General features: G+C 46.1%; 21 protein-coding genes. 5 read left to right on the forward strand and 16 right to left on the reverse strand.

Features of this window, described 5'->3' with window-relative positions; genetic code table 11:
- The first annotated feature begins 49 nt into the window (after positions 1-49).
- Entirely contained in the window at positions 50-1711 is a 1662-nt protein-coding gene (locus MHM95_RS08355) for an amidohydrolase (RefSeq protein ID WP_239385026.1), read from the forward strand.
- On the opposite strand, the gene MHM95_RS08360 is transcribed toward MHM95_RS08355, so the two are convergent.
- Positions 1696-1926 carry a YgjV family protein gene (locus tag MHM95_RS08360; RefSeq protein ID WP_045979623.1) on the reverse strand — a complete coding sequence of 77 codons (231 nt, stop codon included), beginning with the start codon at positions 1924-1926 and terminating at the stop codon, positions 1696-1698. The two genes, MHM95_RS08355 and MHM95_RS08360, sit on opposite strands and share 16 nt — an antisense overlap.
- A gap of 248 nt (positions 1927-2174) precedes the next feature.
- On the opposite strand from MHM95_RS08360, the gene MHM95_RS08365 reads away from it, so the two are divergent.
- Positions 2175-2825 (forward strand): Crp/Fnr family transcriptional regulator, encoded by a 651-nt coding sequence (locus MHM95_RS08365; protein ID WP_022946356.1) that lies wholly within the window; start codon positions 2175-2177, stop codon positions 2823-2825.
- A gap of 73 nt (positions 2826-2898) precedes the next feature.
- Here the strand turns inward: MHM95_RS08365 and MHM95_RS08370 are convergent, their stop codons facing one another.
- The 8 genes from MHM95_RS08370 to rplU form a co-directional block, all read right to left on the reverse strand.
- Complete coding sequence (locus MHM95_RS08370) at positions 2899-3462, reverse strand: phosphoribosyltransferase family protein (protein WP_022946357.1); 564 nt, start codon at positions 3460-3462, stop codon at positions 2899-2901.
- A gap of 108 nt (positions 3463-3570) precedes the next feature.
- Positions 3571-4809, reverse strand: coding sequence for a uracil-xanthine permease family protein (locus tag MHM95_RS08375; protein ID WP_239385027.1), 1239 nt, complete (start codon positions 4807-4809; stop codon positions 3571-3573).
- On the reverse strand, positions 4809-5438 hold the full coding sequence (upp, locus tag MHM95_RS08380) for a uracil phosphoribosyltransferase (RefSeq protein ID WP_022946359.1): 630 nt from the start codon (positions 5436-5438) through the stop codon (positions 4809-4811). Before upp ends, MHM95_RS08375 begins: the two co-directional genes overlap by 1 nt.
- Positions 5439-5568: 130 nt before the next feature.
- A complete protein-coding gene (locus MHM95_RS08385; RefSeq protein ID WP_022946360.1) occupies positions 5569-5940 on the reverse strand; it encodes a DUF3718 domain-containing protein in 372 nt (123 codons plus the stop codon).
- A gap of 77 nt (positions 5941-6017) precedes the next feature.
- Positions 6018-6509 (reverse strand): type 3 dihydrofolate reductase, encoded by a 492-nt coding sequence (gene folA, locus MHM95_RS08390; RefSeq protein ID WP_239385028.1) that lies wholly within the window; start codon positions 6507-6509, stop codon positions 6018-6020.
- Positions 6510-6560: 51 nt separating this feature from the next.
- The gene (gene cgtA / locus MHM95_RS08395; RefSeq protein WP_239385029.1) at positions 6561-7718 is read right to left on the reverse strand and encodes an Obg family GTPase CgtA; all 1158 of its coding nucleotides are present in this window, start codon (positions 7716-7718) and stop codon (positions 6561-6563) included.
- A 111-nt stretch (positions 7719-7829) separates the two neighbouring features.
- Positions 7830-8087: a 50S ribosomal protein L27 gene (gene rpmA / locus MHM95_RS08400; RefSeq protein WP_022946363.1), complete on the reverse strand. Its 258-nt coding sequence runs from the start codon at positions 8085-8087 to the stop codon at positions 7830-7832.
- Positions 8088-8104: 17 nt separating this feature from the next.
- Entirely contained in the window at positions 8105-8416 is a 312-nt protein-coding gene (gene rplU, locus MHM95_RS08405; RefSeq protein ID WP_022946364.1) for a 50S ribosomal protein L21, read from the reverse strand.
- Positions 8417-8760: 344 nt separating this feature from the next.
- On the opposite strand from rplU, the gene ispB reads away from it, so the two are divergent.
- Positions 8761-9732, forward strand: coding sequence for an octaprenyl diphosphate synthase (gene ispB, locus MHM95_RS08410; protein ID WP_045979626.1), 972 nt, complete (start codon positions 8761-8763; stop codon positions 9730-9732).
- A gap of 102 nt (positions 9733-9834) precedes the next feature.
- Here the strand turns inward: ispB and rpoH are convergent, their stop codons facing one another.
- The 4 genes from rpoH to ftsY form a co-directional block, all read right to left on the reverse strand.
- The gene (gene rpoH, locus MHM95_RS08415; RefSeq protein ID WP_022946367.1) at positions 9835-10698 is read right to left on the reverse strand and encodes an RNA polymerase sigma factor RpoH; all 864 of its coding nucleotides are present in this window, start codon (positions 10696-10698) and stop codon (positions 9835-9837) included.
- Between the two features lie 331 nt (positions 10699-11029).
- Complete coding sequence (gene ftsX, locus MHM95_RS08420) at positions 11030-12016, reverse strand: permease-like cell division protein FtsX (protein WP_022946368.1); 987 nt, start codon at positions 12014-12016, stop codon at positions 11030-11032.
- A complete protein-coding gene (gene ftsE / locus MHM95_RS08425; protein ID WP_022946369.1) occupies positions 12013-12693 on the reverse strand; it encodes a cell division ATP-binding protein FtsE in 681 nt (226 codons plus the stop codon). The genes ftsX and ftsE overlap by 4 nt, the downstream gene beginning before the upstream one ends.
- A 27-nt stretch (positions 12694-12720) precedes the next feature.
- Positions 12721-14586 (reverse strand): signal recognition particle-docking protein FtsY, encoded by a 1866-nt coding sequence (gene ftsY / locus MHM95_RS08430; protein ID WP_239385030.1) that lies wholly within the window; start codon positions 14584-14586, stop codon positions 12721-12723.
- 138 nt (positions 14587-14724) lie between these two features.
- On the opposite strand from ftsY, the gene rsmD reads away from it, so the two are divergent.
- Entirely contained in the window at positions 14725-15327 is a 603-nt protein-coding gene (gene rsmD, locus MHM95_RS08435; protein WP_239385031.1) for a 16S rRNA (guanine(966)-N(2))-methyltransferase RsmD, read from the forward strand.
- A gap of 14 nt (positions 15328-15341) precedes the next feature.
- On the opposite strand, the gene MHM95_RS08440 is transcribed toward rsmD, so the two are convergent.
- The 3 genes from MHM95_RS08440 to MHM95_RS08450 are packed head-to-tail and all read right to left on the reverse strand — an operon-like array spanning position 15342 to position 17681.
- Positions 15342-15932, reverse strand: coding sequence for a YjaG family protein (locus MHM95_RS08440; protein WP_022946474.1), 591 nt, complete (start codon positions 15930-15932; stop codon positions 15342-15344).
- Positions 15916-16245 carry a DUF2007 domain-containing protein gene (locus tag MHM95_RS08445; protein ID WP_022946475.1) on the reverse strand — a complete coding sequence of 110 codons (330 nt, stop codon included), beginning with the start codon at positions 16243-16245 and terminating at the stop codon, positions 15916-15918. The genes MHM95_RS08440 and MHM95_RS08445 overlap by 17 nt, the downstream gene beginning before the upstream one ends.
- The gene (locus MHM95_RS08450) at positions 16245-17681 is read right to left on the reverse strand and encodes a hypothetical protein (protein WP_130148573.1); all 1437 of its coding nucleotides are present in this window, start codon (positions 17679-17681) and stop codon (positions 16245-16247) included. The genes MHM95_RS08445 and MHM95_RS08450 overlap by 1 nt, the downstream gene beginning before the upstream one ends.
- 203 nt (positions 17682-17884) lie before the next feature.
- On the opposite strand from MHM95_RS08450, the gene MHM95_RS08455 reads away from it, so the two are divergent.
- Entirely contained in the window at positions 17885-18289 is a 405-nt protein-coding gene (locus MHM95_RS08455) for a DUF2721 domain-containing protein (RefSeq protein WP_022946477.1), read from the forward strand.
- Positions 18290-18329 lie beyond the last annotated feature (40 nt).

Consider the following 18329-nt stretch of genomic DNA (forward strand, 5'->3'; position numbering starts at 1 on the left):
CTTGCGTATAAATTTGCTACATTCACAAAGCTGCTAACAGAGGATAAAAATGATGAAAAACAAACTCGTTGCACTATTAATGATGTGCTCTATACCTTGCACAGTATTGGCACAAACCACGGTTATTCATAACATAAAAGGCTATACACCCACTCAAAAAGGCGAGCTTGAGACCTTTGCAACCTTAGTGATTAAAGATGGCCGAGTGATCAATCGCGGCAAAGCACAACTTAGTAAAAGCTACCCAGATGCAAAGCGCATCGACGGCCAAGGTAAGGTGCTACTTCCTGGCCTTATCGATGCACACGGTCATATCATTGGCTTAGGGCAAAACCTAATGCAGCTTGATTTACGCGGTGCAACCTCGGTTGCAGAGGTGGGAAAGCGTCTTCAAGCGTTCGCCGCACAGTCTGAACAGCCATGGATTATAGGTCGTGGCTGGAACCAGGAACTTTGGCCTGGAAAAACCTTCGCCAGTGCCGCAGATTTAGACAAGTTCGTAAGCGACAGACCCGTGGTATTAAGTCGCGTAGATGGTCATGCTATTTGGGTCAACTCCAAAGCCATGGAGTTAGCAGGTCTTGATAGTGAGGTAACAAGCCCAGCCGGAGGTGAGATAATACGCACTGCTCAAGGGAATCCGAGCGGCGTGTTTATAGATAAAGCAGAGCAGTTGATCACAGCACACATTCCCAAGCGCAGCGAGAAAGCTCTCGCCACAGCCTTAGATAAAGCCGGTCAACATTTATTAAGCTTAGGTATTACCAGCGCCCATGATGCCGGCATCGATTTTGATACGTGGCAACTGTATAAACAACGCGCCAAAGACAACAACCTTCCGCTGCGCATTTACGCTATGCTTGGGGCCACCGATGCTAAGCTCGAGACCATGCTCAAAGCTGGTAAAGTCGATGATAATGAAGACATGTTGGCCATTCGCAGTGTGAAAGTGTACGCAGATGGCGCGCTAGGCTCTCGTGGCGCCGCCCTACTGCAAGACTATGCTGACAGAAAGGGGCATCGAGGCCTGATGCTTGAGGACCAACAACAGCTCGAGGATATTTTCAGTTTATGCTTTAAGCATGGTTTCTCCGCTCATACCCACGCTATAGGCGACAGAGCGAACCAAATAGTGCTTAACGCATACGAGAATGTCTTTAAACGCACAGGTGGTATTTTGCTACGTAACCGTATTGAGCATGCGCAAATTGTTGATACCGATGATATCCCGCGCTTTAAAGCACTTAAGATTATTCCTTCTATGCAGCCGGTTCATGCCACCTCTGACATGCATATGGCCGAGCAACGCTTGAGCGACTCACAACTAGCAGGCGCTTATGCGTGGCGTACATTCCTAGAGCAAGGCTCTCGTGTGGCAGCGGGTTCAGACTTTCCCGTGGAGCTTGCGAACCCTTTCCATGGTCTTTATAGCGCTATCACACGCCAAGACCATCAAGGCTTACCTGAGCACGGTTGGCGCCCTAAAGAATTGCTCACGCGCGAGCAAGCTTTGCGAGCATTCACACTAGACGCTGCCTACAGCGCCTTCCAAGAGTTTAAGGTTGGCAGTTTGGAAAAAGGCAAGTGGGCAGATTTTATCCTTGTCGACACCGACATTATTCATGCCCCGGTGCAACAGGTATGGCAAACCAAGGTGTTAGAAACTTGGTTGGCAGGCCAGCGTCGCTACCAGCGTCAGCCTGCGCTTTGACGTTTAGCCTGGGCTAATTTGTGCAAGTGATAGATGTTAACAACAGAGAGTAAGGCGTTGGTCAGTGCCACTGGCCACGCCGCAATGGCGACCCCATAGGCAGTGAACGCGATACAGCCGGCGAGATTAAACCAACGCAGTTTCACGACATCGCTCATCGCCAGTGACGTGACTAATAAAGCAGAAGCGACATAGCCTAAATATTCCCAGGTCATTTGTTCTCTCCTCTGCTTTAAGTTAGCATAAACCTCGCTTGTTATAAGCCATTGTCGGCAACATCGCGAGAATAAGATAAAAAAGCCAATTCACACCACTGAGTAAAAACGAATAAGTAAACACGGGAATGATTAAACCTATGACGGACTCAGTCTCTGTGCGTAAATTGGCATAAAAAACGCTACATTTTCATCGTAGCGACATATTGGTGTAACAAAAAGGACAATTGTCCCAACGAGTTTTGACTATGTTTCAATATCATTTTTCTACCGACTTGGTAGAGCAGCTACTTCATTTCACTGGCAATCGCTACCAGCAGCAAAAAAAGGAAGTGCTATTACACCAAGATCAACCGCTTAAAAAGCTGGTACTGGTGCGCAGCGGTACCGTGTCTTTTAGCTACGATGTCGGCAATGGGCGACGTTTGCTCTTAGGTCAACTTGATTGCAACAACACCCTGATTGGGGAAATAGAAGCGCTTAACAATCAGCCCTGTATCTATACCGTAACCTGCTTTAGCGATGTAAGTTATAACCTTATCGAGCTCAAGCATTGGCGCCAAGTATTGTTAGAGAACCCCCAACTGAGCTTGTACACAGCGCAAACTATAGCCGCGAAGTTTCAGGAAAACCAAAAGGTTAACCTTGATAAACTGTTACTGCCGCTAAGCTATAATATTGCCAAAGATTGCTTAATGCGGGCACAAAACAACAACCCGACCTTGTTACGCGCCTATCCCACTGTGAGCGCCGAGGCTGAGCGCTTTGCTACCACGGAGCGGGCTTATCGACGCGTGGTTACCGAGCTGGTTGATAAAGGGCTTATTGTGCGCAGTAAAGAAGGCTTACAAACAATTGATGTTTCAGCTTTAGAGGAGTTTGTAGAAAGCTTCACATAAGTGAGATCAGAGCACCAGCCTGCCCACTTGGGTTGTAAAAATGGGATAAAAAAAGCAGCTTACGCTGCTTTTTTTAATCGACTAATAAGTCTTTAATGTTGGCTAAATCCGATTTACCTTCAATCAATTCCTCGGGGGTTAACCCTGAAAGTTCATGAGGGAATACCAGCCACTCATCCGATTCATGGATGTAATAGTCAGGCTTCATAGGGACTTTGGTATTTTTCGGCTTATAGTATGGGCAAGCTACGCGAATATCTTTAGGCAGGTTCAAACGCATCAATTCTGCTAACTTTTCTTTTAATGCAAAAATACTGCGTCCTGAGTCGAAAACATCATCCACAATAAGGAGTGAATCACCCGCATTGGCATTTTCAATGATGTAATGCAAACCGTGTACTTTGATCTCTTTCGATTGCTTACCAATACCATAGTAAGAAGAGGTACGAACGGCGATATGATCGGTCTCTATCCCTTTATAATCATAAAACTCTTGTACAGCAATCCCAATAGGAGCACCACCGCGCCAAATACCAATAATAAAATCTGGACGGAAGCCGTCCTTATAGACTTGCGCAGCGACACGAAACGAATCTTCCAATAGTTGCTGTGCGGTAATATAAAGCTTATCTGACATAAGTTGCCCCTAGTTTGTGGTGGCTGAAGTTGAACACTGTGCTTAGTGTGCCGCCACCAAACGATAACGTGTGGCGGCAAATTCTATCGCATTTTCAGAATAAATGCTCTAGCCTTGCACTGGCGATTGCTTTTTACTGGGTAAAACAAGATTGAGCACGATGCCAAATATGGCGCACAAGCTAACGCCTTGCAGGGCAAATTCATTACCACCTATTTGCATACCGCCAATACCCAACACCAAAATAAGTGCAATAATCACTAAGTTGCGTGGTTCACTCACATCTAAATCAGCCTTTAATAACGTTTTTAATCCAACCACAGCGATGGAGCCAAACAACAAAATCATAATGCCCCCCATTACTGGGACCGGAATAGTTTGCAAACCCGCCCCCATTTTGCCTATAAACGCCAGCAAAATCGCGATAACTGCGGTCCACGTCATAACCTTGGGATTGAAGTTCTTGGTCAGCATCACTGCACCTGTGACCTCTGAATAAGTAGTATTGGGCGGTCCGCCAATACTGGTAGCTAGGCTCGTCGCGACGCCATCTCCCATCAGTGTGCGGTGTAAGCCCGGTTTTTTTAGGTAATCTTTACCGGTAACCTGACTAATAGCCATCATATCGCCAATATGTTCAATAGCAGGCGCAATGGCCACGGGGATCATAAACGCCACAGCCTGCCACTTAAATTCTGGCGCGCTGAATGCGGGCACAGCGAGCCATTGGGCATTGTTGATCACCGCAAAATCGACTACGCCAAAGGCCAATGACAAGGCATAGCCAACAACAACCCCAGCTAAAATAGGCACTAAACGCCACACTCCTTTGCCAAACACAGCAAAAACCAGCGTTGCCACCAGAGCCGCCATGGATATCCACATTGCATGATCATAGGCTACTAATTGGGCGCTGCCATCACCACTTTTGCCCATGGCCATATTCACAGCCACAGGTGCCAGCGCTAAACCTATGACCATGATCACCGGGCCGACAACCACCGGTGGTAGCACGCGGTGCAGCATGTCTGTGCCTTTCAAGCGAACAAGTACGCTCAGTAGCATGTAGGCGACACCTGCAGCCATTAACGCGCCCATGGTAGCGGCACTGCCATACAATTGGTTACAGGCAATGATAGGTGCGATAAAAGCAAAGGACGAAGCCAGAAATACCGGAACTTGCCCGCGAGTAATAAGCTGAAATGCCAATGTGCCAGCCCCGGCACTAAACAATGCGACGTTCGCATCAAGGCCTGTTAATAAAGGAACTAGAACCAAGGCGCCAAAGGCGACAAACAACATTTGCGCGCCGGTGAGGATGGTTTTAGGTGCAAATAAAGGCGTCATTAAACGGTACCAAAAATCTTGTCTCCGGCGTCTCCAAGCCCTGGCACAATGTATCCTTTTTCATTGAGATGGTTATCAACTGATGCAGTATAAATATCAATATCTGGGTGTGCCGCGAGTGTCTTTTCTATCCCCTCTGGGGCAGCGACTAGCACGATCACTTTAATTTGTGTACAGCCTGCTTTTTTCAACATATCTAAGGTCGCAATCATTGAACCACCGGTGGCCAACATTGGATCGATAACTAGGCTCAGGCGCTCGTCAATATTGCCGACCAGCTTTTCAAAGTAAGGCACCGGCTCTAAAGTTTCTTCATTGCGCTCAAGGCCAACAACACTTACTTTCGCTGCAGGGATCAGGTGCATCACCCCCTCTAGCATCCCCAAACCAGCGCGTAAAATAGGCACTACGGTAATTTTTTTACCTTTGATGCTTTGCACTGACAATTCACTCCCTTGCCATCCATCAATGGTTTTATCTTCTAACTCTAAGTTTTGAGTGGCCTCATACGTGAGTAATGTACCCACTTCCGATGCTAACTCACGAAAACTTTTGGTACTAATGCCGTGTTCGCGCATTAAACCTAGTTTATGTTGAACAAGAGGATGATTGATTACATGAACTGCCATATTGATTTCCTGAAACGTTGTCGTAACTGCTATTTTATCTCAGTATAGGAAGAGAACTGAATGGCTATCGCCAATTATAGGCAAAAAAAAACCATGGACTTGGCCATGGTTTCTTTTTTGTAGACGGTGCTTAAAGACCGGCACGGTCCTTAATGGCTGCGATCAGCGGTGAACCTGCGTGATTGCTTGTTGCCCAATTTAAATCGGCGCCATCTTCTAGTGAACTTTTCGGTAAGCTTTTAATGATGTACTCGCCGGTGTCAACTGCGTTGCTCGCAACTGCGTGACGGACTAGGTTGTTGCCATTACACTTTACAGCATCGCTGATATCACGAATCTTAAGGCGTGCTGAGCGCAGCGTCTTACGTAAACGGTTTTTATCATCTGCAGCAATATACTCACAGATACTAATAGCTAGGCGATCATTCGCACTTGCAGGAGTGGTATACAGCGCACTTCCAGCTAATACGGCAGTAGCGATAAGCGTTGACATTAATTTCATTTGTAGCACCCTTTAATACTTTTTTCTTACAAAGTAGACTAATAGTTTACCAACAAGCACTAATTTTATCAATCAACTCACACTTCTTTATTAAGTGTAACAAACTCGTAGTTATGTGGATTCGTCGCATCTTTACTATGGCTAACCCGCTCTACACAGCGCCACCGGCCAACTTGCTCATAATCAGGGAAACGAGTGTCGCCTTCTACTTGCAAATCGATAAAGGTCAGATATAAGGATGAGGCTAAGGGTAAAAGCTGCTCATAGATATGCCCGCCACCGATGACCATTACCTCTTCAACATCCTCAACTTGCGCTAGCGCTTGTTGCACCGACGTAACCACTTCGGCTCCTTCAAAAGCATAGTCTGAGTTGCGGGTGATGACAATATTACGTCGTCCTGGAAGCGCTCGCCCAATAGACTCTAGCGTCTTACGGCCCATAATAACGGGCTTACCTAAGGTCACTTGCTTAAAATGCTTTAAATCGGCTGGAAGATGCCATGGCATATCGTTGTCTTTGCCAATTATGCGGTCTTTGGCCATGGCCGCAATCATCGATATTTTCACTACAGATATCCTATATACAAAAGGGCGCAAGTGCGCCCTTCATAACAGTTGTTAACGTTCGTAAATGATCTCAACATCGTAGTCGTCATCATCCCAATCGTCCCAATCATCGTCATCACTGTCTTTAGTGGCATGACGGTGGTAGGTGTCCCACTTAAACTCAACTTCTTCTTGTTCCTGCTCTTGCGCGAATTTTTCTTTCGGCATGGACTCAAGAAGTTGCATAATATCTTGGCATAACACTTGGGTGTTCAAGCCGCTCGCCGCTGAGATTTTATAAATATCATGCTCGACACCCAGCTCATTAGCGATGCGGTTACATACCTCATCTACTTCGCTTTCATCGAGTAAATCAATTTTATTAAAGACTAACCAGCGCGGCTTGTCAGCCAACTTAGGGCTGTATTGGTGTAGCTCATTAATAATGGCAAACGCATTATCTAAAGGGTCTGAGCCGTCAACAGGCAACACATCGATGATGTGTAATAACACTCGGCAACGCTCTAAGTGTTTCAAAAAGCGTATCCCTAAACCGGCACCATCAGACGCCCCTTCGATAAGCCCTGGAATATCAGCAATAACAAATGACTGCCCAGAGGCCGGGCGTACTACACCGAGGTTGGGTATCAAGGTCGTAAATGGATAATCAGCCACTTTCGGCTTGGCTGCAGAAACGCTGCGAATAAAGGTCGACTTACCGGCATTAGGTAAACCTAACAATCCCACATCAGCAAGCAACATCAATTCAAGCTTGAGATTACGTACTTCGCCAGGTGTTCCCAGGGTCTTTTGACGTGGTGCACGGTTGGTACTTGATTTAAAGCGCGTGTTACCAAGGCCATGAAACCCACCTTTTGCTACCAGTAGTTTCTGTCCATGCTTGGTTAAATCCCCTAACCCCTCTTGCGTATCAACATCGGTGACTCGCGTGCCGACGGGCACTTTTAAGGTAAGGTCTTCACCTTTTTTACCTGTACAATTTCGGCTTTGGCCATTGGTACCACGTTGGGCCCGATGAAAACGCTCGAATTGGTAATCAATTAAGGTGTTAAGGTTTTCGTCTGCTTCTAAGTAGACACTGCCACCATCACCGCCGTCGCCACCATCAGGGCCGCCGTCTGGGACATATTTTTCGCGTCGGAATGACACCACGCCGCTGCCGCCGTCGCCAGCTTCTGCACGGATTTCGACTTCATCAACAAATTTCATGATTTTTCACTTAGCGGATCTGCGATTGAATACCTGTATTATACAAGTTTATATGTATTGAAAACAAAAAACCCCGCAAAAGCGGGGTTTTTCTGTAAGCTGGGTTACTGATTATTCAGCAACGATGCTTACGTATTTGCGACCTAGGGGACCTTTTTGTTCGAATTGAACTTTACCATTTGATGTTGCAAATAGTGTGTGGTCTTTACCCATGCCTACGTTTGAACCCGCGTGGAAACGAGTACCACGTTGACGTACGATGATGTTACCCGCAAGAACTGATTCACCGCCAAAGCGCTTAACACCTAGACGTTTACTTTCTGAATCACGACCGTTACGAGTACTACCAGCTGCCTTCTTATGTGCCATCTTTCTGTACCTCTAAATTAAGCGCTAATGCCAGTGATTTTAACTTCAGTGAACCATTGACGATGGCCCATCTGCTTGCGAGAGTGCTTACGACGTCTAAACTTAACAATCTTCACTTTCTCGCCACGACCGTGAGAAACAACCTCAGCTGTTACTTTACCACCGTTTACGAACGGGGTACCGATCTCGATTTTCTCACCATCAGCAACTAAAAGTACTGTGTCAAATTCAACCGCTGCACCAGTTTCTACGTCTAGTTTCTCTAGACGAATTGTTTGACCTTCAGTCACACGGTGCTGTTTACCACCACTTTGGAAAACCGCGTACATAATTAACTCCGTCTGTGCGCCCTCAAATCGACGCAACTAAATATTCTTCAATAGGGCGCGAAGTCTACGCTAAAACGCCCGGCTTGACAAGCTGTTTTTTCAATAAAAACTTGAAAAAATGGCGTCGATGAGGACATGAAAAAAATTTTCCTTATTCTATCTGTTTTTAGCCCGTTGCCAAGCAGATTAAGCAGTTTTTAATCACTTTTTTTAGCTTTGGCTTATTTTTACTGCTAAAGCTTATAAAAATGATGCTTTGCTGGGAAAGTGTCGAGCAATGGCAAAAATTCATGTACAATTCATCGCGCATTTCCTTGAACAACCGACAGTGGGCACGGAGTTAAATGGATATAAAAGCTATCCAGACGCTTATCGCTGACGATATGAACAGCGTCAATCAGTTAATACATGCGCAGATGCAATCTGACGTCGCACTGGTTAACCAGCTTGGTTTATACATAGTAAATAGTGGCGGCAAACGCGTACGTCCCATGTTAGCGCTGCTCGCAGCCCGGGCCTTAGGTTACCAAGGCGATAAACATGTCACCCTAGCGACTATCGTTGAGTTTATCCATACGGCGACCTTATTACATGATGACGTGGTAGATGAATCTGACTTACGTCGCGGCGAGCCTACCGCTAATGCCGAATTTGGTAACGCAGCCAGCGTGCTTGTGGGGGATTTTATCTACACCCGCTCTTTTCAGCTCATGGTCGGGTTAGGGCAAATGCGGATCATGGATATCTTGGCCGATGCCACCAATGTTATCGCCGAGGGCGAAGTTCTACAGCTAATGAACTGTAACGACCCAGATACCACCGAACAAAGCTATATGCAGGTCATCTATTCGAAGACCGCTAAACTGTTCGAAGCAGCCACTCAATTAGCAGCAGTGATCACCGAGCAAGACGCAAACGTTGAAGAGGCAATGCGCTTGTACGGTATGCACCTCGGTACGGCTTTCCAGCTCGTTGATGATGTGTTGGATTACAGCGCCGACGCCCACACGCTGGGCAAAAATATTGGTGATGACTTAGCTGAGGGTAAACCGACGTTACCATTAATTTATGCTATGCAACATGGCGAAGCGGCGCAGAAACAACAAATACGCGAAGCAATAGAGCAAGGAAATGGCTTAGATTACCTCGGTGATATCTTGGCGACATTAACACAAACCAAAGCGCTTGATTTCACTATGCAGCGCGCTCAACAAGAAGCCGACAAAGCCATTTCGGCATTGGATTTTTTGCCTGAAAGCGCAGAGAAAGAGGCGCTTGTTGCCTTAGCGAATATCGCAGTCAAACGCGACCATTAATAGGTGCAAGTGAAAACACACTATAAGTAGTGCTTTGATAAAAGATTACTTAGATCGAAAAAGGCCAGCTAAGCTGGCCTTTTTTGAGCACGGTATAACTACTTATGCCATCGCATTTTGCAGCTTTTTCATCGCCGTTTTTTCTAGCTGGCGTACACGCTCTGCTGACACTTCATATTTTTGTGCCAACTCTTGTAGTGTCGCTTTCTCATCTGCAAGCCAACGCGATGTAACGATATCCTGCGAACGATCGTCCAGCGTTTTCAGTGCTGAGAATAAGCGTGCATGAGATTGCTCTTGCCATTGCTCCTGCTCTACACTTTCGGCTAAATCCGAAGCGTTGTCAGTTAAGTATTGCACTGGCGAATAGCTTTGCCCAACACTGCTATCATCTTCGTCTGCACTTAAATCGAAGCCCATATCTTGGCCGCTCATACGTGATTCCATCTCACGTACTTCTTTTTCACTAACGCCTAGCTCGCTGGCCACTGTGGCCACCTCTTCTTGGTTGAACCAACCTAGGCGCTTTTTATTTTTGCGTAGATTAAAGAACAGTTTACGCTGCGCTTTAGTGGTCGCAACTTTTACGATACGCCAGTTCTTTAACACATATTCATGGATTTCAGCTTTGATCCAGTGTACGGCAAAAGACACCAAACGCACTCCCACACTGGGATCGAAACGTTTAACTGCTTTCATAAGGCCAATGTTACCCTCTTGGATTAGGTCTGATTGTGGCAAACCATAACCGCTGTAACTTTTGGCAATATGGGCGACAAAACGCAGATGCGACATGATCAGCTGCTTTGCAGCCTCTAGATCGCCTTCTTGCTGTAATCGAGTCGCTAACCGACGTTCTTCCTCGGCCTCGAGCATTGGGATGGTGCTAACAGCCTGCAAATATCCTTCGATGCTCGCGCTTTGTTGGCCAACCGTTAATGCCATTGCATTTAAATTCGTGCTCATTTTTCACCTCGGGTGATCAATCTGTCCATTTAATTTAGCACTCTTTAACCGAGAGTGCTAATCGCATTGTAACCTTTGACCTTATGCATATCAAGAAGTTCTACAAACCTTCTTAATGCGCTCTAACTTAATGATAAAAAAGGAAAATAAGTTGAGAGATTCAATTGTAACTCACAAAGATGACAAAAGAATAACAACAACTTTTAAATTCAACCTAGCAAAGAAGGCCTGAATTAGAAGTGAACTATAGCACCGCCTTACGCACTTGCCACAAGCAAAGCTATGAGCATCGCTTGATGAAACAACCGTGCTTACAAGCGGTGCCAGCCCATTAAACTTTATCCGGTTCAATTTCCTTGATATATCGACGCACAGATAAGTACGAACCACTAAAGCCCAAGATCACCGCTAAGCCAATAAGAATGAGGAATTCGTTCGCATCGAGCCCTTCTAGAATGAAGTTCGACTGGTATATTCCGGTCACTTGCACAACGGCCGACTCTAACCACCACATCATCAGCAGGTTGCAAATTAGCGCCACAAAGCCGCCAATAATGCCATACCAGATGCCTGTCCATAAGAATGGAGCTTGAATAAAGCCGTTGGTAGCACCAACTAACTTCATTACTTGAATTTCACTGCGCTTATCAATAATAGACAAGCGAATGGTGTTGCCAATAATAAGAATGACAGAAGTGAGTAATAATAGGGCAATAGTGATCACGCTTTCCTTAAGAAGATTCAAAATTGCATTTAGACGCTCCAGCCACTCGATATCTAACTTGCCAAAGTCGACCTCTCGCTCTTGTTGTAATTTATCTAGTAGCGCATTAGCAGCATCTGCATTACGGTAGCGTTCACCCGGAGTGACCAGCACCACATCAGGCAAAGGGTTGTCATCCAAATAATCTAACGCATTAGCAAAGCCAGAGACCTGTTTAAACTCTTCTAGCGCTTGGCGCTTGCTAATAAAGCGCACTTCTTCAACTTCTTTATAGAGCGCCAAACGTTTTACCAAACTTTGCGTTTGTTGCTCCGACATTTGCTCTTTAACAAATAAGGAAATCTCCGCTGCATTATCAAAGCCACTACTGACTTTCTGTACATTTTTAACGACCAAGTACAAAGTAGAAGGTAAGGTTAAGCTTAGTCCCAGTACAAGGATTGTCATCATTGATGCAGTTGGTGTACGCCACATCTCTCCTAAGCTCTGCACCCCTTGACGAATCGTATTAATAATACCGAAGTACATGCGTGCAACGGGCGAGTGGCCTTTGCGCTGATAATCAGTTTCCCGGCCTTTAAATAATAGACTCATGAGAGCGCCTCCTGAGCCAGTGGATCACTGAGCAGACGGCCTTCTTTAAGCGTCAGGCTACGATATTTCATCCGCGCTATTAAACCAAGATCGTGAGTGGCGATAAGCACAGAAGTACCATGGCGGTTGAAGTCTTCAAATAATTGCAGAATTTCCATCGATAACTCTGGGTCTAAGTTACCTGTGGGCTCATCCGCGAGCAGCAAAGGTGGGGAGTTAACGATTGCGCGGGCTATGCCCACCCGTTGTTGTTCACCCCCAGAGAGAGTTGTTGGATTACAGCGGGCTTTATCACTGAGCCCCACTTTATCCAGCGCAGCATAGACACGCTTTTCTAATTGCTTGCGATGTGCCCCTTCAATAATCAGCGGTAACGCGACATTATCAAACACGGAGTAACGTTCAAGAAGTCGATGATTTTGAAAAATAATACCTATATCGCGGCGCACAAATGGAATTTGCTTTGCTTTGATAGCAGCGAGGTCTACGCCATTAATGGCGACTTTACCAGCTGAAGGGCGCTCCATTAAGCTAATAAGCTTAAGCAGCGTACTCTTACCAGCGCCACTGTGCCCGGTGAGAAAAGCCAACTCTCCTTTTTCGATATGAAAGCTGATTTTCTCTAAGGCTCGATGCCCCCCCGGGTAGGTTTTACTGACCTCTTGGAACTTTATCATTGTTATTATTTCCCAATGTTAGGGTAATTATTGTTCGTTGCTAAACAGCGCCTCTATAAAGTCATCACTTTTGAAAGTGCGCAAGTCATCGATGCTTTCACCCACACCAATATAGCGAATAGGTGTTTTAAACTGATCGGCTATGGCGAATATGACTCCCCCTTTCGCCGTGCCATCTAGTTTAGTCAAAGTGATACCGGTCAAACCAACGGCCTGATCAAATAGCTTTACTTGGCTTATCGCATTTTGACCTGTTCCCGCATCAATGGTCAACATCACTTCATGGGGTGCTTCAGGGTCTATTTTTTTCATCACTCGCGCTATTTTTTCAAGCTCTTGCATTAGATTATCTTTATTTTGCAAGCGCCCGGCGGTGTCAGCAATCAGCACATCAACGTTGCGCGCTTTTGCAGCTTGGAAAGCATCAAAGACCACAGAAGCGCTATCAGCTCCGGTATGCTGCGCGATAACGGGAATATCATTGCGCTCTCCCCACACCTGCAGTTGTTCTACCGCTGCTGCACGGAAGGTATCGCCTGCGGCAAGCATTACCGACTTCCCTTGTTGTTGATACTGTTTAGCAAGCTTACCTATGGTGGTGGTTTTACCGACACCATTAACACCGACCATAAGTATGACAAACGGTCCATCTTTGCCCTCAAGGTTTAATGGCTGCTCAGCACTTGCTAACATTGTTGCCATCTCTTGCTTCAGTAGCTCATATAAAGCCTCGCCATCTTTGAGCTGCTTGCGATCTGCTGCATCGGTAAGGCTATCAATCAACTTCACGGTGGTATCAACACCGACATCGGCTGTTAGTAATTGTGTTTCTAGCTCTTCGAATAATTCATCGTCAATTTTTTTGCCGCTAAATATAGACGCAAAGCCGGAGCCGATGTTTGACTTGGTTTTTAATAGCCCTTTTTTGAGTCGTGAGAAGAATCCTGGCTTTTTCTCAGCTACGGCCGCTTTTTCTGCCTGCTCTTGGGCGAGGCGTTCTTGCTCTTCACGTTCTGCTTGTTCTTTCGCTAAACGTTCTTGCTCTTCACGTTCTGCCTGTTCTTTCGCTAAACGCTCCTGCTGTTCACGCTCTGCTTGCTCTTTAGCTAAGCGTTCCTGATGTTCACGTTCTGCCTGCTCTTTCGCTAAGCGCTCTTGCTGTTCGCGTTCTGCCTGTTCTTTAGCTAAACGCTCCTGCTCTTCACGTTCAGCTTGTTCTTTAGCTAAGCGCTCCTGCTGTTCACGTTCTGCTTGTTCTTTCGCTAAACGTTCTTGCTCTTCACGTTCTGCCTGTTCTTTCGCTAAACGCTCCTGCTGTTCACGCTCTGCTTGCTCTTTAGCTAAGCGTTCCTGCTGTTCACGTTCTGCCTGCTCTTTCGCTAAGCGCTCTTGCTGTTCGCGTTCTGCCTGTTCTTTAGCTAAACGCTCCTGCTCTTCACGTTCAGCTTGTTCTTTAGCTAAGCGCTCCTGCTGTTCACGCTCGGCTTGTTCTTTAGCTAGGCGCTCCTGCTGTTCACGTTCTGCTTGTTCTTTAGCTAAACGTTCCTGCTCTTCACGCTCGGCTTGTTCTTTAGCTAGGCGCTCCTGCTGTTCACGTTCTGCTTGTTCTTTAGCTAAGCGCTCCTGCTGTTCACGTTCTGCCTGCTCTTTCGCTAAACGTTCCTGCTGTTCACGTTCTGCCTGTTCTTTCGCTAAGCGCTCTTGCTCTTCACGCTCGGCTTGTTCTTTCGCTAAACGCTCCTGCTCTTCACGTTCTGCTTGTTCTTTCGCTAAGCGCTCCTGCTCTTCACGCTCAGCCTGCTCTTTTGCAAGGCGTTCCTGTTCTTCTTGTTTTGCTTGCTCTTCTTTTTTACCTAATCCAAACCAGGACAGAAACTTACTTTTTTTAGCCATTGTATGAAACCATATTTCCAGTCATGGCGATGCACTCGCCTTTTAAAGCAGCTGTCGTTAGCCACAAATATTATTTATAATTGCGCGTTATATTACCATTTTCCCAGCCTGTGGAAAAAGCATATAGTGAGTAAATGCATGCCCATCAATAGAAAAGCCGCAAAACCCGCACATAAACGCACAACAAAAACAGGGCAAATACGCATTATTGGTGGTCAACATAGAGGCAGAAAGTTACCAGTACATGATATTGAAGGCCTAAGACCAACCACAGATCGCGTAAAAGAAACCGTTTTTAATTGGCTCATGATGGATATTCGTGATGCCCAGGTATTAGATTGCTTTGCAGGTGCCGGCAGCCTAGGGTTTGAAGCCCAATCGCGATTTGCCAAACAAGTGACTCTGTTTGAGTTGGAGCCTAAAGCAGCACAGCAACTACGCGATAACGCAGCACTCCTTGACATGCTAAACGTGAGTGTACAACAAGGGGATGCGTTATCTCTGTTAGCTCAACCAAGCAGTGCGGCTTATGATATTGCTTTTATTGACCCACCTTTTAATAAGGGACTCGCCTATAAATGTGCCCAAGCCTTGGAAGAAAATGGTTGGCTAGCTGACGATGCTTTAGTGTATGTGGAAGTGGAGGCGAATAACGCCGACTTCACTGCTCCTGATAACTGGCAGTTGCGAAAGGAAAAACGCGCTGGGCAAGCTTGGGGACGCTTATACCAGCGCATGTGATATGTGGCGTTGGGCTAAATTTCTACACCAATGTTAGTGTGCCCATCCTCTACAGCAAGATGGCGCAAGGCTTTAACATTGTCTTTATCAATGCGATTCAAGGCCGAGACAAAGTCAATTAACTCACTTAGCACCCCAACCTCGTATTCCATTAATGGGTGTTGGTTTACATCTTTGGCTTGATAAGGTTGCTCGTCCAGCTCAAACTGATACTCAATCAATCGTGCTACTGTACCTTGAGCAATCTTGCATACGTTGACGTACTCTTGCTCATCCTTGCTTTGAATCCCATGCAAAAGCGTTAGCAGCGCGGTTGCCGCATCGATAGCTGGATATACACCAAAGACATCAAAATCAGACACTTCTGGCACATTTGGCTCAACTTTCTCGACTAACTTCTCGATACTAATCTTACTTTTTGGTAAAAGAATTTTTTCCCAACATAAAGCGAGTGCATTTTTGAGTACTGCGGGATCTCCAAATTCAAGTGCATCACTGAATAGCGAGTAGTTAGGAAGCATACGTTCCATTAAGGCTGCCGCTAACGCAGCTTTTTGCACCGTATTCAACTCACGAATACGCTGAAAGTTATTGGGCTTGTTCATGTTTTTCTTTCATGCAGGACCAACACAGATCAAAGCTTGCAGGGTTCCACTGCTGACAATGGTGGCATTGCCACTTCTGCGCGGATGTTTTCGATTGTCGATATTCTAACAAGATTTGTTGGGCGGCGGACAGTTTTATATCGTACACCCACACACCAACGCCAGCCTCTATGAAAGGGATCTCTCCCAAGGCCCCTTGCAGAGCCTCGCCGGTCAAACGACTTTCTATACCAGCATGTTGTAGGCGACCTTTAATGATATTGGCCTCGACGCCGTGCTCAGCGTCGAAGACCTTAACCCACTTGAAATCCACTACGAATCGCTTTGCAGCTGCTTCTGGGCGTAGTCAAATTTCAGTTTGTATTCCATCATTTTCTCTTGTGCTTGCTCTAGCTCATCTTTGAGTTCGATGTGTTCAGAACGTAAGCTATCAAAAGCTTGGCGAGCTTGTCGTGAATCATTATCAATACGTGAACGCAAGCTTTCATTACGCTCTCGCTCATCGCGATGGCGGTTGGTCAGCTCTTGAATTTGCTTCTTCAACTCTTCTATTTCTTGCTCTTCTTGCTCACAACGTACTTTATGTTGCTCAAGCTCTTCAGCAAGCGATTGCTTCTGTTGATCCAGCTCTTCGGTTTGCGATTGCTTCTCAGCTAAGCCCTGCTCTAATTCCTCTAACCGCGCTTGCCACTGTTGCTGCTGCTGTTCAAATTGAGCTTGTTGCTGTTGCGCTTGTTCTTGCAGAGCTTGCTCATGCTGCTCGCTTTGCGCTTGCATTTGCTGCTTCAACTCATCAATGGTGCCCAGCTGTGCCGTAAGTTGCTCGATTTTCTGCTGCGACTGCTCAATTTGCTGAGCCATATCGCCGCTACTCGCATCTTGGCGCTCTAAACGCTCAATGAGTTGCTGATTTTCTTCCTTATGTTGAGCAACCGCAGCTTGTTCCTCGCTGAGCTGTTCACGTAGCTGCTCACCTAGTTGCTGTAAGCGCTCAACAGTAAGCTGGTGATTTTCACCTTGCTGCTCTGTTTCATTCAGCTTTTCAGACAGCTCCGAGAGTTGCTGATTCTGACGGCTAACAAGCTGTTCGTAGTGAGCCAGTTGCTCTGCAACAGCTTCATTTTCTTTTTGCAGATCAGTGAGCTGCTGTTCGAGCTGCTCGTTACCTTGCTGTTGCGAAGACACTTCTTGCAGTTTTTCTTGCCACGCCATATTGCTTTGACGTTGGCTCTCAAGCGCCTGCTTCAACGATTGGTTGTCTTGCTCCAACCGTGTTTTTTCCTCTCGCAACGCTGTTACGGCATCCAGTAACTCTTGGCGCTCACTTTGCGAATTGTAATTATCGCTCTCAAGCTCCGTTAAACGATGCTTCAATGCCGCCAGTTCATGTTGTTTTTGCTTTAGCTGAACATGCTCATCGGCATACTGCGCATTTTCCTGCTGCGCTTCTAGTAACTGACGATTCTGTTTGGCATAGCGCTCTTTAATAGCACTAAGCTCATTACGCAATTCGTCTAGCTCTGCGCTATCTCCACCACGACCCAGCTGCGCTGCAACGAGAGCAATGCTCAGCTGCTGACTTAATTGCGCGGCAAGTTGATTTACTTGTTGATCACTGGATGAAGCCGCCAAGGCTTGATTTAACTGCTCTGGCTCAACATTGAACAAATCAGCACAACGTTGTGCGAAGTCACTTGCTAATTTATCCGTTACTTCATTGTGATGGTATTCACCACTGTTGATAGCCATCTCTCCCCCTTTGCATCAACGTGCGGCACCGTATCACCGACACGAGCCCTCTACGCATACGCATATTCTTGATTAATCTTGTCTTTTGCCTTAGCTTTTGAATTGGCGAGCGGCAAATTGTTAACATTAAGCCCGTTATTTGTAAAAATGTCTAGCCCATAGTTAACATTCCCTAATTATACACATAAAAATTGGAAAAAATGATGACATTAACCACCCCTGCACTGCTTTTTCCAGCGATTTCTCTTCTCCTGTTAGCCTATACCAATCGTTTTCTCGTACTGGCACAACTGATCCGCGAACTTAATGCCCGCGAAGGCGAGCAAATCCGGCCCTTCGTGATTGAGCAAATATTAAACTTAAAGAAGCGAATTCGACTTATCCGCAGTATGCAATTTTGGGGGGTGGCGTCTTTTTTACTGTGTACCCTAGCGATGTTTGCGTTATTTGTTGAGTTTACCCCTCTAGGCACGGCCTTATTTGGCATAAGCTTAGTGGCACTCATGGTCTCTTTGCTCACCTCTCTTTACGAAATACATATTTCCTGTGATGCGATTGCCATTGAATTAGAAAGCATAGGAAAACATTCTCACTCACCAGAGAAATAAATCTCACCTATACTCAGGTTACATTGACCTGAAATGGTGG

Origin of the sequence: Pseudoalteromonas sp. CnMc7-15, from assembly GCF_022347925.1 — a bacterium.
GTDB classification, from domain to species: domain Bacteria; phylum Pseudomonadota; class Gammaproteobacteria; order Enterobacterales; family Alteromonadaceae; genus Pseudoalteromonas; species Pseudoalteromonas ruthenica.

Bases quoted from the DNA above. Each gene is read 5' to 3' on its own strand.
- upp (WP_022946359.1), bottom strand. From the start codon at position 5,438: ATGGCAGTTCATGTAATCAATCATCCTCTTGTTCAACATAAACTAGGT.
- MHM95_RS08385 (WP_022946360.1), bottom strand. From the start codon at position 5,940: ATGAAATTAATGTCAACGCTTATCGCTACTGCCGTATTAGCTGGAAGT.
- rplU (WP_022946364.1), bottom strand. From the start codon at position 8,416: ATGTACGCGGTTTTCCAAAGTGGTGGTAAACAGCACCGTGTGACTGAA.
- MHM95_RS08370 (WP_022946357.1), bottom strand. From the start codon at position 3,462: ATGTCAGATAAGCTTTATATTACCGCACAGCAACTATTGGAAGATTCG.
- rpmA (WP_022946363.1), bottom strand. From the start codon at position 8,087: ATGGCACATAAGAAGGCAGCTGGTAGTACTCGTAACGGTCGTGATTCA.
- ftsE (WP_022946369.1), bottom strand. From the start codon at position 12,693: ATGATAAAGTTCCAAGAGGTCAGTAAAACCTACCCGGGGGGGCATCGA.
- MHM95_RS08365 (WP_022946356.1), top strand. From the start codon at position 2,175: ATGTTTCAATATCATTTTTCTACCGACTTGGTAGAGCAGCTACTTCAT.
- MHM95_RS08360 (WP_045979623.1), bottom strand. From the start codon at position 1,926: ATGACCTGGGAATATTTAGGCTATGTCGCTTCTGCTTTATTAGTCACG.
- ftsX (WP_022946368.1), bottom strand. From the start codon at position 12,016: ATGAGTCTATTATTTAAAGGCCGGGAAACTGATTATCAGCGCAAAGGC.
- ftsY (WP_239385030.1), bottom strand. From the start codon at position 14,586: ATGGCTAAAAAAAGTAAGTTTCTGTCCTGGTTTGGATTAGGTAAAAAA.
- MHM95_RS08375 (WP_239385027.1), bottom strand. From the start codon at position 4,809: ATGACGCCTTTATTTGCACCTAAAACCATCCTCACCGGCGCGCAAATG.
- ispB (WP_045979626.1), top strand. From the start codon at position 8,761: ATGGATATAAAAGCTATCCAGACGCTTATCGCTGACGATATGAACAGC.
- MHM95_RS08355 (WP_239385026.1), top strand. From the start codon at position 50: ATGATGAAAAACAAACTCGTTGCACTATTAATGATGTGCTCTATACCT.
- rsmD (WP_239385031.1), top strand. From the start codon at position 14,725: ATGCCCATCAATAGAAAAGCCGCAAAACCCGCACATAAACGCACAACA.
- MHM95_RS08455 (WP_022946477.1), top strand. From the start codon at position 17,885: ATGACATTAACCACCCCTGCACTGCTTTTTCCAGCGATTTCTCTTCTC.
- MHM95_RS08440 (WP_022946474.1), bottom strand. From the start codon at position 15,932: ATGAACAAGCCCAATAACTTTCAGCGTATTCGTGAGTTGAATACGGTG.
- cgtA (WP_239385029.1), bottom strand. From the start codon at position 7,718: ATGAAATTTGTTGATGAAGTCGAAATCCGTGCAGAAGCTGGCGACGGC.
- rpoH (WP_022946367.1), bottom strand. From the start codon at position 10,698: ATGAGCACGAATTTAAATGCAATGGCATTAACGGTTGGCCAACAAAGC.
- MHM95_RS08450 (WP_130148573.1), bottom strand. From the start codon at position 17,681: ATGGCTATCAACAGTGGTGAATACCATCACAATGAAGTAACGGATAAA.